The 15,031-nt window shown below is 50.9% G+C and carries 13 protein-coding genes; 7 read left to right on the forward strand and 6 right to left on the reverse strand.

Features of this window, described 5'->3' with window-relative positions:
- Positions 1 to 449: 449 nt before the first annotated feature.
- The 3 genes from glmS to LKK83_RS16040 form a co-directional block, all read right to left on the reverse strand.
- Positions 450 to 2,357 (reverse strand): glutamine--fructose-6-phosphate transaminase (isomerizing), encoded by a 1,908-nt coding sequence (glmS, locus tag LKK83_RS16030; RefSeq protein ID WP_324632226.1) that lies wholly within the window; start codon positions 2,355 to 2,357, stop codon positions 450 to 452.
- Between the two features lie 357 nt (positions 2,358 to 2,714).
- Complete coding sequence (gene psaC, locus LKK83_RS16035) at positions 2,715 to 2,960, reverse strand: photosystem I iron-sulfur center protein PsaC (protein WP_204106816.1); 246 nt, start codon at positions 2,958 to 2,960, stop codon at positions 2,715 to 2,717.
- A 353-nt stretch (positions 2,961 to 3,313) separates the two neighbouring features.
- Positions 3,314 to 4,222: a CoB--CoM heterodisulfide reductase iron-sulfur subunit B family protein gene (locus tag LKK83_RS16040; RefSeq protein ID WP_324632227.1), complete on the reverse strand. Its 909-nt coding sequence runs from the start codon at positions 4,220 to 4,222 to the stop codon at positions 3,314 to 3,316.
- 416 nt (positions 4,223 to 4,638) lie between these two features.
- Between LKK83_RS16040 and acpP the strand changes: the two genes are divergently transcribed.
- The 4 genes from acpP to LKK83_RS16060 all read left to right on the forward strand — a co-directional run bounded on the left by acpP (position 4,639) and on the right by LKK83_RS16060 (position 9,479).
- On the forward strand, positions 4,639 to 4,890 hold the full coding sequence (gene acpP / locus LKK83_RS16045; protein ID WP_324632228.1) for an acyl carrier protein: 252 nt from the start codon (positions 4,639 to 4,641) through the stop codon (positions 4,888 to 4,890).
- Between the two features lie 60 nt (positions 4,891 to 4,950).
- The gene (gene fabF / locus LKK83_RS16050; RefSeq protein WP_324632229.1) at positions 4,951 to 6,201 is read left to right on the forward strand and encodes a beta-ketoacyl-ACP synthase II; all 1,251 of its coding nucleotides are present in this window, start codon (positions 4,951 to 4,953) and stop codon (positions 6,199 to 6,201) included.
- A gap of 250 nt (positions 6,202 to 6,451) precedes the next feature.
- Positions 6,452 to 8,482 carry a transketolase gene (gene tkt, locus LKK83_RS16055; protein ID WP_324632230.1) on the forward strand — a complete coding sequence of 677 codons (2,031 nt, stop codon included), beginning with the start codon at positions 6,452 to 6,454 and terminating at the stop codon, positions 8,480 to 8,482.
- Positions 8,483 to 8,738: 256 nt separating this feature from the next.
- Positions 8,739 to 9,479: a Uma2 family endonuclease gene (locus LKK83_RS16060; RefSeq protein ID WP_324632231.1), complete on the forward strand. Its 741-nt coding sequence runs from the start codon at positions 8,739 to 8,741 to the stop codon at positions 9,477 to 9,479.
- Positions 9,480 to 9,578: 99 nt separating this feature from the next.
- Here LKK83_RS16060 and LKK83_RS16065 read toward each other — a convergent pair whose 3' ends face one another.
- On the reverse strand, positions 9,579 to 9,815 hold the full coding sequence (locus LKK83_RS16065) for a hypothetical protein (protein WP_324632232.1): 237 nt from the start codon (positions 9,813 to 9,815) through the stop codon (positions 9,579 to 9,581).
- A gap of 214 nt (positions 9,816 to 10,029) precedes the next feature.
- Here LKK83_RS16065 and LKK83_RS16070 point away from each other — a divergent pair, with 214 nt between their 5' ends.
- The 3 genes from LKK83_RS16070 (at position 10,030) to LKK83_RS16080 (ending at position 12,433) form a co-directional block, all read left to right on the forward strand.
- On the forward strand, positions 10,030 to 10,455 hold the full coding sequence (locus tag LKK83_RS16070) for a nucleoside deaminase (protein WP_324632233.1): 426 nt from the start codon (positions 10,030 to 10,032) through the stop codon (positions 10,453 to 10,455).
- A 178-nt stretch (positions 10,456 to 10,633) separates the two neighbouring features.
- On the forward strand, positions 10,634 to 11,476 hold the full coding sequence (locus LKK83_RS16075) for a transglutaminase-like domain-containing protein (RefSeq protein ID WP_324632234.1): 843 nt from the start codon (positions 10,634 to 10,636) through the stop codon (positions 11,474 to 11,476).
- A gap of 114 nt (positions 11,477 to 11,590) precedes the next feature.
- Entirely contained in the window at positions 11,591 to 12,433 is an 843-nt protein-coding gene (locus tag LKK83_RS16080) for a 4'-phosphopantetheinyl transferase family protein (protein ID WP_324632235.1), read from the forward strand.
- A 218-nt stretch (positions 12,434 to 12,651) separates the two neighbouring features.
- On the opposite strand, the gene LKK83_RS16085 is transcribed toward LKK83_RS16080, so the two are convergent.
- Complete coding sequence (locus tag LKK83_RS16085; protein ID WP_324632236.1) at positions 12,652 to 13,587, reverse strand: isopenicillin N synthase family dioxygenase; 936 nt, start codon at positions 13,585 to 13,587, stop codon at positions 12,652 to 12,654.
- A 311-nt stretch (positions 13,588 to 13,898) separates the two neighbouring features.
- Positions 13,899 to 14,624, reverse strand: coding sequence for a class I SAM-dependent DNA methyltransferase (locus LKK83_RS16090; RefSeq protein WP_324632237.1), 726 nt, complete (start codon positions 14,622 to 14,624; stop codon positions 13,899 to 13,901).
- Between the last annotated feature and the right edge of the window lie 407 nt (positions 14,625 to 15,031).

The raw sequence follows: 15,031 nt of genomic DNA on the forward strand, positions 1-15,031 counted from the left end.
TGGTCTTCTGGTCAGGTGAGCTTGGGAAAATAAAGTCTTACCAAGCCCCTCCCTTTAGGGATGGGGTTCCTGACAAAACTGAGGCTCCTCGAGATGGACTGGGATACAGTCCACGGCTGACTCAACGGTTTAGCCCCTCAATCTAATAAGATAGGTTAGCTGATGGGAATTAAAATGTCAAGCCTCATCTGTAGCGGGGGGAACCTGACGGATTGGCAGCACTTATGTAGCGTTATAGCACGGTAGGGGTTCAAGCGACCGTGACCGATTGATGTGGGTTGCTGGGGGGATTTCCGACTTGTGCCCTTTTACCGATGGATGGGAAGTGCTTCTGGGGAAACGCCCATGCGGCCAGAAAAAAGGGCGCAGCGGGTGCGCCCTGCGATTCGGGAGAAGTGATGGGGTGCAATACCCAGATCCAGGGTTGGGGTGGAGCCGATCGCCCCTAATTATTCCACCGTTACCGACTTAGCCAAATTCCGGGGTTGATCCACATCCAAGCCGCGCCGTGCGGCAATGTGATAAGCTAACAACTGCAAGGGAACCACAGACAGAATCGGGGACAACAACTCATCCACCACTGGTACCGGGAGCAGATCGTCAAAAATATCCATTGCCTCAGCACCATTGTGCGGGGTAACGCCAATCAAGCGAGCATCTCGAGCTTTCGCTTCCTGGGCGTTAGAAATCACCTTTTCATAGACCAATCCGGGCATAGCGATCGCCACCACAGGCACTTTCGCATCCAACAGGGCGATCGGGCCGTGTTTCATCTCCCCGGCGGGATATCCCTCGGCGTGAATATAACTAATTTCTTTCAGTTTCAGCGCCCCTTCTAACGCGATCGGAAAATTAATTCCGCGTCCGATAAAAATAAAATCCTGAGTCTCGGCAAACTCGTGAGCCAACTCTTCAATCTGCGCCTCTTGGGACCCCAACACCTGTTCGATTTGTGCTGGAAGTTGTCGCAACCCGGCCAAAACCTCCTCAATTCTCCCTTCCGGTTGACTTTTGCGCCGATAGGCCAAATCCAGGGCCAACCCATAAAACGCCATCAACTGAGCCACAAAAGTCTTGGTTGCCGCCACCCCAATCTCAATACCCGCATGGGTATTGATAATGTGCGGGACTAAATGTCCCAAAGAAGACTCGGGACGATTGGTAATCCCTAACAAACGCGCCTGATAGGCGTCGCCCAGACCGCTGCGGCGCTGCTGTTCCGTACCCAAAGCGGCGAGAGTATCGGCTGTTTCCCCAGACTGACTGATACCGATCGCCAGGGTACGGGGGCGCAGGGGGGAGGGTGCATAGCGATATTCCGAGGCATACTGTACCGTAGTCGGAATCCCGCCCAATTGTTCGAGCAAGTATTTACCTACCAAGCCGGCGTGCCAACTGGTGCCACAAGCGATAATTTCAATCTGTTCGAGATCCGCGTATAATTCCGGGGGGATGCCCAGGTTCACCGGTGCGAGTTTCGTATCCCCCGGTTGCCACTCTCGATTGAAATAGGCATCCAGACAGGTTCGCACCACTGCCGGTTGCTCGTAAATTTCTTTGAGCATAAAGTGGCGGAAACCTTGTTTTTCCACCAACACCGGGTTTAAATTCAACACTCTCGGGGTTTTCTTGAGGCGATCGCCGGCAAAATTATAAACCTCCACACCCAATGGCGTCAGGCGGGCGATTTCGCCATTCTCCAGGGGCAACACGGCGCGGGTATGAGAGACGATCGCCGGGGTATCCGAGGCGCAGAAAAACTCTCCTTGACCGAATCCAATCACCAAAGGAGCTTGCTGGCGGGCTACAATCAACTCATCGGGATATTCTGCCGAAACTACGGCGATCGCAAATGCTCCTGACAACTGATTCACCGTTTGGCGGACCGCCTCAAAAAACGGCGATATCAAAGGCACATAACCTTCTGCTTCCACCATCGGTGCGCCCAGGGACTCGGCAATTAAATGGGGAATCACCTCCGTATCCGTATCGGATCGAAACTCGTGCCCGCGTTGTTTGAGTTCCTCGCGCAATTCGCGATAATTTTCAATAATCCCATTTTGCACCACCGCCACCTTGTCGTGCATATCCAAGTGGGGATGGGCATTATACTCTTCCGGTTTGCCGTGGGTGGCCCAGCGCGTATGTCCGATCCCGATTTGCGCGGGATTGTCCAACCCTTCTAATTTCTCTCGCAACTGGTGCAATTTGCCTTTAGCGCGCACGCAATTCAAATTGCCGTCCCAAATTGTTGCCACACCTGCCGAATCGTATCCCCGATATTCTAACTTTTCTAATCCAGCAAGCAATACATCTTTCGCTGCTTGAGTGCCGATATAGCCGACGATTCCACACATCTGACCTATTCACTCCTCTCGAAACACTATTGTGGATAAAATTATGTGTTTTTGGTGTCGGTTATGCTATAATAGTAAAATTTTTTTTAGATTTTCCAACACCGATAAACCTTCTGCGCTCTCGATCGCGATTTTGGCTCCCAATTTTGGGAGAGAAAAATCGAGACTCCAGCGAGTTGGTATTGTCTTCCCACTGTAGGCAATCCATTCCGGAAACGACAACTTTCGGGGTGGGGGGGCGATCGCAAAAAAAAGAGGGAGCCGTTGCTCCCTCGATTATCTTGCATCAGTGAGGTGGAAAAATCGCACCCATTCTGACAGCAGAATCGATGCCCACCAAAAATCTGCCCGAGGCTGTTAGTACGCCAGACCCATACTGCGAGTCGTTTCTGCGCCGAGATAGACGCGAATGCTCAGGAAGTCAGTAGGACAAGCGGTTTCACAGCGCTTGCACCCTACGCAGTCTTCGGTACGGGGAGAAGAGGCGATCTGACTAGCTTTGCAGCCATCCCAAGGCACCATCTCTAGAACGTCTAGAGGGCACGCGCGCACGCACTGGGTGCAGCCAATGCAGGTGTCATAGATTTTTACAGAATGAGACATGGAATAAAGGCTCCAAACGTGTTCTCAACAGCTTTTAGGATCTGGTATCTGTTGCTTCGAGGGCACCCGAGGGGCCTTTAAAGCAACATAAATCTTGGCTTAGTTTATCTTAGTCCTTTGCATTCCTCTAATAAAAGCGGCAATAACTTAAAAGTTCGTAATATTTTGCATAGACTTGCGGGGGGTAGGGGGGCTGAGGGAGAGGTCGAACAAAAGGGCGATCGCCTCTTCCCTCATGGATCCAATATGAAAGCGCGGGCAACCACAAGTCCCGATTTTTCAGGCTTTCATCCGCCCACGCCGAGCGCCCGATTCCGGATCGGTGAACCCTTTACCCTCCATTGGGGGATAATTTAAAGCGCGGCCAACTTTTGCAAAACCGGTTGAGTAGAGACCACGTGACGATCCAACCCTAGGGCTTTAGGTTCCACGCCGAGGGCCAGGGCAATCAACTGGGGCAGATGCAGCACCGGCAGATCCAATTTTTGCCCCACCACTTTAGCGACTTCCGGTTGACGGGAGTCTAGATTGAGGTGGCACAGGGGGCAGGGCGTGACCATACAATCAGCACCGGCAGCGATCGCATCAATTAAGTGGGTGCCGGCCATTTTAAACGATTGCTCCGTGGCATAACTGGAAAGGGGCCAGCCACAGCATTGGGTGCGCCCGGAGTAATAAACCGGCGTAGCCCCCACCGCCCGAAACACATTTTCCATCGATTCAGGTTGGTAGGGGTCATCATAAGGAAGGGATTTTTGGGCGCGCAGCAGATAGCAGCCATAGAAAGCGGCGCATTTGAGACCGCTTAATTTGCGCGTGACGCGCTGTTGTAATTGTTCCAACCCAAAATCGCAGACTAATGCCCAGAGGAGATGTTTGACCTCCGTGGAGCCTTGGTAGGGAGAGCAGCTTTGCTGTTGCAGCAACCCATTGACGCGATCGAGATAGGCGGGGTCAGTGTCTCGAAACTCCTTGAGACGTTCGTCCACATGCCCGATGACTCCTTGACAGGTGCTGCAGTGGGTGAGTAGCGGGAGTTTAAGTTGTTCGGCGAGGGCGATATTGCGGGCATTAACCGTATCTTCCAGGAGGCGGGAATCTTCTTTAAAGGTGCCCGAACCGCAGCAGGAGGCTTTTTTCAGTTCGATCAGTTCGATGCCGAGGGCTTGAGTTAAAACAGCGGTAGATTGATAGAGTTCGCGGCAGGCTCCTTGAGCGACGCAACCGGGGAAATAAGCGTATTTCAGGGTGTCAGATGGCATGGTAGTGGCTTGATTCTCAGTAGGAAAGGGGGTGAAGCAGGGGGTGTTGCCTGCATCACTCCTGTTTTTATTATCATGGCGCTTCAGCTTCTTGTGGGGGGCACTTTTTTAGACTCCCTTAAGGATTGGCTTCGTGGTAGACTATTGAGAATCTGCGATCGCGCATGGAGAACTGGGATGAGGGGCGAGGGGAAAAAATTTTTGGGTGAAGAAGAGAATAAAACCCCAAAGCGATCGCAGAATGTTTGGCATCGATCGGATAAGATAAAAAAATGGCTTGGGCCGATTCAGATGAAGAAACGGTGAAGGGCCACAAAAGGCCAAAAAAAGCAAGGGAAAAAACGTCAGTCAGACCAGACCGACCCGATGCCCCAAGTTCATTTGAGCTGCTGCATTCAAAGAGGACACAGTTAGAGATGAGTCAAGACGAAATTTTTGAGAAGGTCAAGAACATCGTATCGGATCAATTAGAAGTAGAAGCCGAGCAAGTCAAGCCAGAAGCGAGTTTTGCCGACGATTTGGGGGCTGATTCCCTGGATACGGTGGAGCTAGTGATGGCATTGGAAGAAGAGTTTGATATTGAAATTCCCGACGAAGCGGCAGAAAACATCACCACCGTGCAACAAGCAGTGGACTACATCAACAGCCAAGTGGCAGCCAAAGCATAAAGCAGCCAGCTTTCACCTGTGTTCTGCGTTTTTGGTGTGGAAGCGAGAGAAACAGCAATTATGAGCAACGTTCAACGAAAACGAGTTGTGGTGACGGGTTTGGGTGCGATTACGCCGATTGGCAATACCCTGGAGGATTATTGGCAGGGGTTGTTGAGCGGGCGCAATGGCATCGGCCCGATTACCTTGTTCGATCCGTCCCGTCATGCCTGCCGCATTGCGGGTGAGGTAAAGGGATTTGACCCGCACGAGTATATGGAGCGCAAAGAAGCCAAGCGGATGGATCGATTTGCACAGTTTGCGATCGCCGCAAGCAAGCAAGCGATCGCAGACGCCGGTTTCGAGATTAATGACCTGAACGCAGAGCAGGTGGGGGTCATCATTGGTACGGGCATCGGTGGCATCAAGGTGATGGAAGATCAGCAAACGATCTACCTCAATCGCGGTCCGGACCGATGCAGTCCCTTTATGGTGCCGATGATGATCGCCAATATGGCGGCGGGTCTGACGGCAATTCATATCGGTGCAAAAGGTCCAAATACCTGTCCGGTAACGGCTTGTGCGGCGGGATCCAATGCGGTGGGGGATGCCTTTCGCCTGATTCAGAATGGCTACGCGCAAGCCACCATCTGCGGCGGCACCGAAGCGGCAGTTACGCCCCTGTCGGTGGCGGGTTTTGCTTCGGCAAGAGCGCTGTCTACCCGCAATGACGATCCGGATCGTGCCTGCCGGCCCTTCGATCGCGATCGCGATGGCTTCGTGATGGGTGAAGGGGCGGGCATTTTGCTGCTCGAAGAACTGGAACACGCCCGCGCGCGTGGGGCGAAAATCTATGCCGAAATTGTCGGCTATGGCATGACCTGCGATGCCTATCACATCACCTCGCCGGTTCCGGGGGGCGAAGGAGCCACCCGGGCGATCGAGCTGGCGATGAAAGATGGTGCCATCACCCCGGAACAGGTGAGCTACATCAACGCTCACGGTACGAGCACGCCAGCCAACGACAAGACGGAAACCACAGCAATTAAAAAAGCTTTGGGAGAGAATGCTTCAAACGTGGCGATCAGCTCTACAAAGTCGATGACCGGACATCTGCTGGGTGGTTCGGGTGGAATTGAAGCGGTGGCCACGGTAATGGCGATCGCCTCCGATCGCGTGCCGCCAACGATTAATTTGACCAATCCGGATCCGGAGTGTGACTTAGATTACGTTCCCCATGAAAGTCGCGCCAAAACGGTGGAGGTGGCCCTGTCCAATTCCTTTGGTTTTGGGGGACATAACGTCACCTTAGCCTTTAAAAAGTACGCCTAATCCGCGACATCTGAAGGATGAAGTCGCAAGTATGAAGCCACAACCGGAGGATCGGATTTCAAAAAAACCGACTTCATGCCTTCAAACTTCATCCTTCATTTTTTCGGTTTGATCCGCCGCATCCCCTTGCTCAGAGATCCCGGTAATGGAATCATGGGATTATCCAATGAGATAAGGGGCGATCGCGAGTCGTTTAATCTCGATCCTCACGCCCTCGCAAGAAAAAGACCATCATTAAAGAAAAGACACTATGGCCGTAACTGCTCCGAGCAAACAATCCCTCGAAGAACTGTGCATCAATAGCATTCGCTTTCTGGCTATTGACGCGGTAGAAAAAGCTAACTCCGGTCACCCCGGACTGCCAATGGGTGCAGCGCCAATGGCGTTTGTCCTCTGGGACCGGTTCATGCGGTACAACCCGAAAAACCCCAAATGGTTTAACCGCGATCGCTTCGTCCTTTCTGCCGGTCACGGCTGCATGTTGCAATATGGCCTGCTTTATCTGACGGGCTACGAAAACGTGACCATTGAAGACCTCAAGCAGTTCCGTCAGTGGGAGTCGAAAACCCCCGGACACCCGGAAAACTTCCAAACGGAAGGGGTAGAAGTCACCACCGGTCCGTTGGGTCAAGGCATTGCTAACGCTGTGGGTTTGGCAATGGCAGAAGCTCATATGGCGGCTCAATTCAATAAGCCGGATCTCAATATTGTAGACCATTACACCTACGTGATTCTCGGCGATGGGTGCAACATGGAAGGGGTTTCTGGGGAAGCTTGCTCCCTCGCCGGACACCTGGGCCTGGGCAAGCTGATCGCCCTGTACGATGACAACCACATCTCGATCGACGGTTCTACGGATCTCGCCTTTACTGAAGATGTGGGTAAGCGCTTTGAAGCCTACGGCTGGCATGTGTTGGAAGTCAAAGAAGGCAACCAAGACCTCGACAGCATCCATAAGGCGATCGAACAAGCCAAACAAGTCACAGACAAGCCGTCTTTAATTAAAGTCACCACCACTATCGGTTTCGGATCCCCCAACAAGGCAAACACCCACGGGGTTCATGGTGCGGCTCTCGGTGCGGATGAAGTACAAGCCACTCGCGACCACTTGGGTTGGGAATATCCCCCGTTTGAAGTGCCCGAAGAAGCCCTGAATCATTTCCGTCAAGCGGTGGATCGCGGTGCGAAATATGAAGCGCAGTGGCAGCAACTCTGGACTCGCTACAAAACCGAGTACGCTGAAGAAGCCGCCGTGTTAGAACGGATGCTCAGTGGCAAGCTTCCGGAAGGATGGGACAAATCTCTGCCCACCTACACCCCGGAAGATAAAAAAGATGCGACCCGCAACCAATCCGGTGCCACCCTCAACGCGATCGCTGGGGTGCTTCCGGAATTGATCGGCGGTTCTGCAGACTTGGCTCCTTCTAACAAAACCTTGCTGAAATCTTCCAAGGATTTCCAAAAAGGTGCCTACGAAAATCGCAACCTGCGTTTCGGCGTGCGCGAACATGGCATGGGCGCAATCTGCAACGGTATCGCCCTGCATGGTTCTGGTTTGATTCCCTACGGTGCCACCTTCTTGGTGTTTACCGACTACATGCGCGGTGCCATTCGCCTTTCGGCCCTGGCTCAAGCCGGTGTCATCTGGGTGATGACTCACGACTCGATCGCCTTGGGTGAAGATGGTCCGACTCACCAACCCATCGAGCATATCCCCTCTCTACGTGCCATTCCCGATTTGATCGTCCTGCGTCCCGCCGATGGGAACGAAACCTCTGGCGCTTACAAAGTGGCGATCGAAAAAGCAAAAGCAGTGGGTGGCGATCGCCCCTACCCCTCTCTGCTGGCCCTGTCGCGTCAAGGTCTGCCCAATCTGGCCGGCACTTCTCTCGAAGGGGTTGCTAAAGGCGCTTACATCCTCTCCGACAGCGACGGAACTCCCGATATCATCTTGATCGGGACCGGCGGTGAATTGCATCTGTGCGTGGATGCGGCGGAAACACTGCGCGGCGAAGGCAAGAAAGTCCGCGTGGTCTCGATGCCCTCTTGGGAACTGTTCGAGGAGCAAGATGAAGCCTATCGCGAATCCGTTCTGCCCAAAGCCGTTACCAAGCGCTTGGCAGTAGAAGCCGGTTCTAGCTTTGGCTGGTGCCGTTATGTGGGTACGGAAGGTTCGACCATCAGCGTCGATCGCTTCGGCGTCTCTTCTCCCGGTGGCGTGGCCCTGAAAAACTTTGGCTATACCGTGGATAACGTGGTCGCCAAAGCTAAGGCTCTTTAAACTGTATAAAACTTAGGCAAAGTCCTGCCTTAATCCATACAACTCACAACGGCTCTCTATTTCTAGAGAGCCTTTTTTTGGCGCAAAATCGATATATTATTTCGTAAATATACAAAATTCCCTAACACCTCGCTCGCCTCTAGGCACATGGCATTCATTGGCGAATCCTGAGAATCTCCATCTCGCAACATTCCCCCACAACCGCCAGAAAGCCTGCTATATTAGATCTAACCCCTTCCGAACGGAGGAAACAGTTATGGTTTCTAAACTGGAATCTGCGAATCACCCAGAGGTCATTTACCCAGAAGATGACGGGAATCCCATGTCCGAAAATACCAAGCAGTTTCGCTGGATAACGGTAATCCAATATAATCTAGAATGGCTGTTTGCCAACAATCCGAACGTATTTGTCGCCGGAGACCTGTTGTGGTATCCGGTAGAAGGGGATAACAAAACTCGTCAAGCGCCGGATGTGATGGTGGTATTTGGCAGACCCAAAGACGATCGCGGATCTTATCAACAGTGGAAAGAAAACAATATCGCGCCGCAGGTAGTATTTGAAATCCTCTCTCCCGGGAATAGCCTGACGGAAATGAATAAAAAACAGATGTTCTACGATCGCTATGGCGTCGAGGAATATTACTTGTACGACCCGCAGAAAAACGATTTGAGTGGATGGTTGCGATCGCACGATCGATTAGAAGTCATCGAACCCATCGCCCATTGGGTTAGCCCCCGTTTGGGAATTCGCTTCTCTCTCACGGAGGAAGACTTGCAAATCTATCGCCCCAACGGCGAACCCTTTGCCACCTATCTGCAAGTCTCGCAACGGTTGCAAGAGGCAGAATCCCGCGCCGAAACCGAACGCCAGCGCGCCGAAACCGAACGTCAGCGCGCCGAAACCGAACGTCAGCGCGCCGAAACCGAACGTCAGCGCGCCGATCGCTTGGCACAACGACTGCGATCGCTGGGCATCGAACCGGATGACATCGAGTAACCCGCGCGATCGCCACCACTCACCCGCTCATTCCCTCGCCCCCCTTACCGAGAATCTCCCACTAACGTGCCATTGCTATTAATATCGGGAATTTCGCACCTAACCCACGGCTAGGGTAGGCAACGAGTTGCCCACCCTACAGGTGATGCTACCACTAAAGTGCCAGATGATGCGATCGGGAAAGGTGGGCAGAAATCTGCCGTTGCAGCTATACGCCTGCTTTTCAAACTCCACGATTTGAAAACTATAAATCGGCCATCCCGTCACTTCCGAAACTCTTTGCAAAATCAAGGAATAACTAAAGGGAAGTTCATCCCCGGAATTGTTGTGAGCCAAGGGCGTCGGTGTGGTAACAGCAAACGCCGTGACGCCCAGGATTTCCCACAGTAACGGCTAGGCGATCGAAGTCAATAAAATTGGCAGCCAAATCGTTTAGCTTTTGGAACAATATTCTTTAATGAGATTTACCATTTTAAGCGTTAGAGTCAATAGGCGACCAGTTAGACTATAATAACAAATCATTATCAGAACCAGGAGGAAAATCCGTGCTATGAATCCAGAAGAGATGATGAGAATTGCTCTAGAAGAAGCGAAAAAAGGGGATAGTCCCTATGGCGCGGCGATCGCAAAAGATAATCGCATTGTCGCCAAAGCACATAACACCGTTCGTCGAGACAAGGATCCATCTGCTCATGCAGAAATCAATGCGATTCGCCAGTTAACCCATCAACTGGATACGCCTTCCCTGGCGGGGTATGTGTTGTATTCTACCGCCGAACCTTGTCCGATGTGCGCCACCGCCTGTATTTGGGCGGGAATTTCTGAAATTATCTGTGGCGTCTCGATTCGCGACTTAATCGAGGCGGGGGTTTCCCAAATTGACTTACCCTGTGAAGCCATCATTGCCCAAAGTTTTAGAACCATTTCGGTTGCGAAAGGAGTATTGAAACCGGAGTGCTTGAAATTGTTTCAGTAAGGGCACTTCTGCGCCGCAGGCGGGATGGAAGAAGGGGGGGAAGGTCGAGGCAAAATGGCATCAAAACGCACAATTCCTCTGGCGGGGTTATGATAAGGATGAACTGTCCACCCTGACGGAAGTTGCAGCAATGGAGAATTGCCGCCAAATTCGGGTCAGATTAAGATAAGGTGTAGCGATGAAATACAAACTCGGATGTCAACTGAATTACAGCATTGAGTCTCTGAGTACCTTTGTGTTTAATCTCAGAATTGTCGATACGGAACATCAAAAAATCCTGCAAGAAACCCTCGATATCAATCCGGAGAAGTTAACAATTGACGATTACGATACTCCGATTGTAGAAAATCGGTATTTTCGGGTAAACGTTCCCGCCGGAAAACGGTTAGAGCTTTCCTATCAGGCGACGGTAGATATGTGTCATTTCTATGCCGATCCGAATGAGATTGCGGAAGTGCAACCGGCGCAATTGCCCGTGGAAACCCTGCATTATCTTTACCCAAGTCGCTATTGTCAGTCCGATCGCTTGAGTCGCTTGGCGGAATCGGAATTTGGCAGTTTAGAACCGGGCTATTCTAGAGTGACGGGGATTTGCAATTGGATTTTCGATAAGGTAAAATATCAGTACGGTACCAGCAATCCCCATACTTCGGCGTTCGATACGGCAACGGAACGGATCGGGGTTTGTCGGGATTTTGCTCATTTAGGAATTGCTTTTTGCCGCGCGATGAATATTCCGGCGCGGTTTGTGGCCGGATATGCATATGGATTGGAACCGCCCGATTTTCACGCTTGTTTTGAGGCGTATTTAGGCGATCGCTGGTATTTGTTCGATCCGACGCGCTTAGCGCCGCAAAATGGCATCGTCCGCATCGGGACCGGGCGCGATGCGGCGGATGTGTCGTTTGCCACGATTTTTGGGTCGGTGAATATGGATAAAATGGATGTGTTTATCGACTATATTTCCGATGCAGACAGCCAGGAAGTTCCCGAGTCTACCACGCAAGCGATCGCGATTTAAGTCAAACAACTGTGACTGAACCAATACCCTAGGGGGCAATTGAAAATCGAGCACCAAACAGGGGTAATATTATGTCCGCAGGAATAGATGTAAAAAAATAGTCTGCGTCGGGGGATGGGGAAAAGCCGAGGCGGGATTTCCATCGCCCGCTTTGGCAAAATCGCTAATTTGAAATGGGCAAATTTTTCCGAGATAGTAGAAGCGAAAGCAATGTCGAAACCGGAGTTTAACGATTGGAATCCTCCACCAAAACGCCGAGAATTATCTGCAAATGAGGTTCACGTTTGGCGGGCAAAGTTGCATCGAAGCGCAAGGGAAATCGAGCAATTTCGGGCAATGCTTTCGCCGGATGAGAAAGGGCGATCGCGGCGATTTTATTTCGATCGCGATCGCCATGATTTTATCGTGGGGCGGGGCATTTTGCGCTCGATTTTAAGTGGGTATTTAAACATCAAGGCCGAAAAAATCGCGTTTGAGTATCGCGATCGCGGCAAACCTGGTTTGGCAAATCCCGGCGATCGCGCTATTGAATTTAATGTTTCTCATTCCAATGGGTTGGCGCTTTATGCAGTGACGCGCGATCGCCCAATTGGCATTGATGTGGAATATCTTCGTCCCCTACGCCATGCGGAACAACTGGCAAATCGGTTTTTTACTCCCCCGGAAGTGGCGGCGATCGCCGCCCTTGCGCCGGAAGAGAAACAAACGGCATTTTTTCACGCTTGGACGCGCAAAGAAGCCTATTTGAAAGCCACCGGGGAAGGGTTGGCGGGATTGGAAGCGGTGGAAGTCTCCGTGAGTCCGGAAATGCCGGCCAAACTGCTGCGTATTCGCGGCGATCGCCAGTTAGCGTCTTGCTGGTTTCTGTGCGATATCCACCCGCATCCGGCGTATTTGGCGGCGCTGGCGATCGAAGGCGAGGGACACCTGTGCTATTATTCCTGGGAACATGAATGAAGACGTTTTTAGCTGGGTGCCACTTTTCGGCGTTTATCGGCGTTTGAAAATGGCGCATTAGCCATTGGGTATATAGCGGATTAGCGATTAAACGTGCTATATACCCATTTTGTTAAAGTTTTAACTTATCCGGTCAAAGTAACGGGATTTATTCCTGGCGCTTCAAAATGGCATAAGCATTTTTCTGGCGCTTGCTGTTTTTGCTGAATTCCTCGCCATTACACCAGTTCTTTTGCCCTCCCGGAACCTTCCTTGGTTTCCCAAATCGAGGTAAAGTTTTTCAGCATCACGTCTTTCGATTGAATTGCCGCTTCTGGATTCCCCAACGGTTCGATGGTGGTATCGATATTGGGAAATACAAACAGCGGAATTGAAACGCGGGTGGTGGGCAATTCGTGCATCACTGCATGGGGGGTACTGACAAATAAGCCATTCGTCCACATTTGTAGCATATCCCCTAAGTTAATGACGAAGGCATCTTCTACTGGGGGTGCCTCGATCCACTGGTTTTTGGTATAAACTCGCAGAGAGGCATGGGGAAAGTATTCTTGGATTAACACGGTAAAGATGCCGGTATCCGTGTGTTTTCCCGCACCTCCCACACCCGGTGGGTAGTAAATCGTTCGATGAATGACCACCGGATCGGTGAAATATTTATCGAACCAGTGGGGGTCTAAATCCAACGCTAAAGCCAGTCCCTTGATTAATTTGGGGACAACTTTGTTGAGAATTTCTTGTTGTAGCTGGAAATGCGCGCGGGCAAAATCCGGCGCTACACTATCGTCGGGGAGTACGTTCGGTCCGGTAAAAGGTTCGTCCGACAAGGGCTTTTCTACCCCTAAGTCGAACATTTGTTTGGGATCGTTGCCGTCATTTTGATTGAGGACTTCCCCATATAACGGACTGTAACCCCGAGAGGTTTTGGGATAGACTTTTTGATTGTCTTGGTGATACTGGAGTTTGACCGATTCTGGCAACTCAAAAAATTTTCGAGATGCGGCGATCGCGCGATCGAGGGTTTCCTTTGATACCCCATGATCTTTTAAATAAAAGAAGCCATGCTCGTCACAGGTATCGTACAATTTTTTTATCTCTTTATCGTTGCCTACATCTCGAGCCAACTCTGATAAAGAGATGATGGGTAAGCTTTTCATTGCTCCAATAGAGCTCTACCCCTTCACTGTAACACAGATGTTTGCACTCTCTTGAGAAATTGTCGAGGGGATTTTTCCTTAAGGAAGCGGGCAAACTCCTGAGTTGTGAACCTGCGCGCCCCTTGCACTGTAGGGGGATTACCGACATCGAATTAGATGCTCCGAGGGCAAAATAGCAGATCCAAAGGCTACAGCGTTGGGGTCGTTTTAGATAAAGCAGACAAGAAACCGGGTTTCTGACCCGAAGTTATTGCTAAACAGGCAATTTTTGGATGAAGAAACCCGGTTTCTAAACTCTACTTTACAAGGGTCTAGCAAACTTCAAAGGCCCAGTAATGCGCGCCTTCTTCTGCAATATAGGGACCTTCCATTACCGAGTGAACCAGTTTGGCTTCCCCTTCTTGCTGAACGCGATCGCAAACCGCTTTAAAATCGGTGTTTTCGTAATAGCTTTTCCGGGTACTCACCACCACCAGTCCACCGGGTTTGGTAATCCGGAACAGCTCTGACAAAGCGGCGGGCGGTACGTGTCCGTGGGTAAAGACACCGCAGCAAACCGTCGCATCGTACTGGTTATCCTTGTAGGCGTCGATTTTCTTGCTCATATCGATTTCGCCTTTCAGAGCGCGATATGCACCGGTTTTGTCCGCCCTTTCGACCATTTGGTTGGAAATATCAAACCCATCCACGTGGGGATATCCGAGCTGTTTGAGCACTTCACCCACTAAACCGGTTCCGCACCCCGCATCGAGGATTTCAATCTTTTTATCGTCTTCCTTGAGTTCCTTTTGCTGCTGTTTTTGGTGTAGACTCATCAAGTAATGAGCGATATATTCAGGGCCGCTATACTTTTCGTTGGTGACATCGGTATCGTAAGCGTTTGCCCATTTGTCGTAATATTCCCGGAGTTTATCCGGATTTTCAGACAACTCGTGAGCTTCTTTAATCGCATCCAAACTCAGATTAGCTTGGGTTTTTACGTTCGCTTGTTGAGTCATGGTTTTTTGTTTTGCCAACACTTTTACTGATTTCTGCATCCCGCTTCCCCTCCAGGGACAAGCAGAATTGAAGGGAATTTGACTTCCCTCAAATTCTCCACTCGATCGATGGAGAGAACTCAAGTATTCTTGCATCTTGCAAGACTCGTCGCTCTACAATCAAGAGCATTTTTGTCAGTGGCTTCGACATTATAACATGCCGTTCCCACTTATGTTAAAAAAATTTTTTTACCCTCTTCGTTCCGGGATTGTCTTTCATGGGACATTGACTCCAACGCTTTTCTCTAGCGGGATAACTGCGATCTAGCTGCCTCTCAAAACAGAACCACCGAACTTCGGGGTCTATTGGGATTCCTTTATTTCTACTTCTCAGTCATCAGAAATTAGGGTTGGTAAGGGGGAGAACGGAAACCCTCGTCATTTATGCGTAGGGAGGAGTTCTCCCC

It is taken from the genome of Phormidium sp. CCY1219, from assembly GCF_035615515.1.
Lineage (GTDB): Bacteria > Cyanobacteriota > Cyanobacteriia > Cyanobacteriales > Laspinemataceae > CCY1219.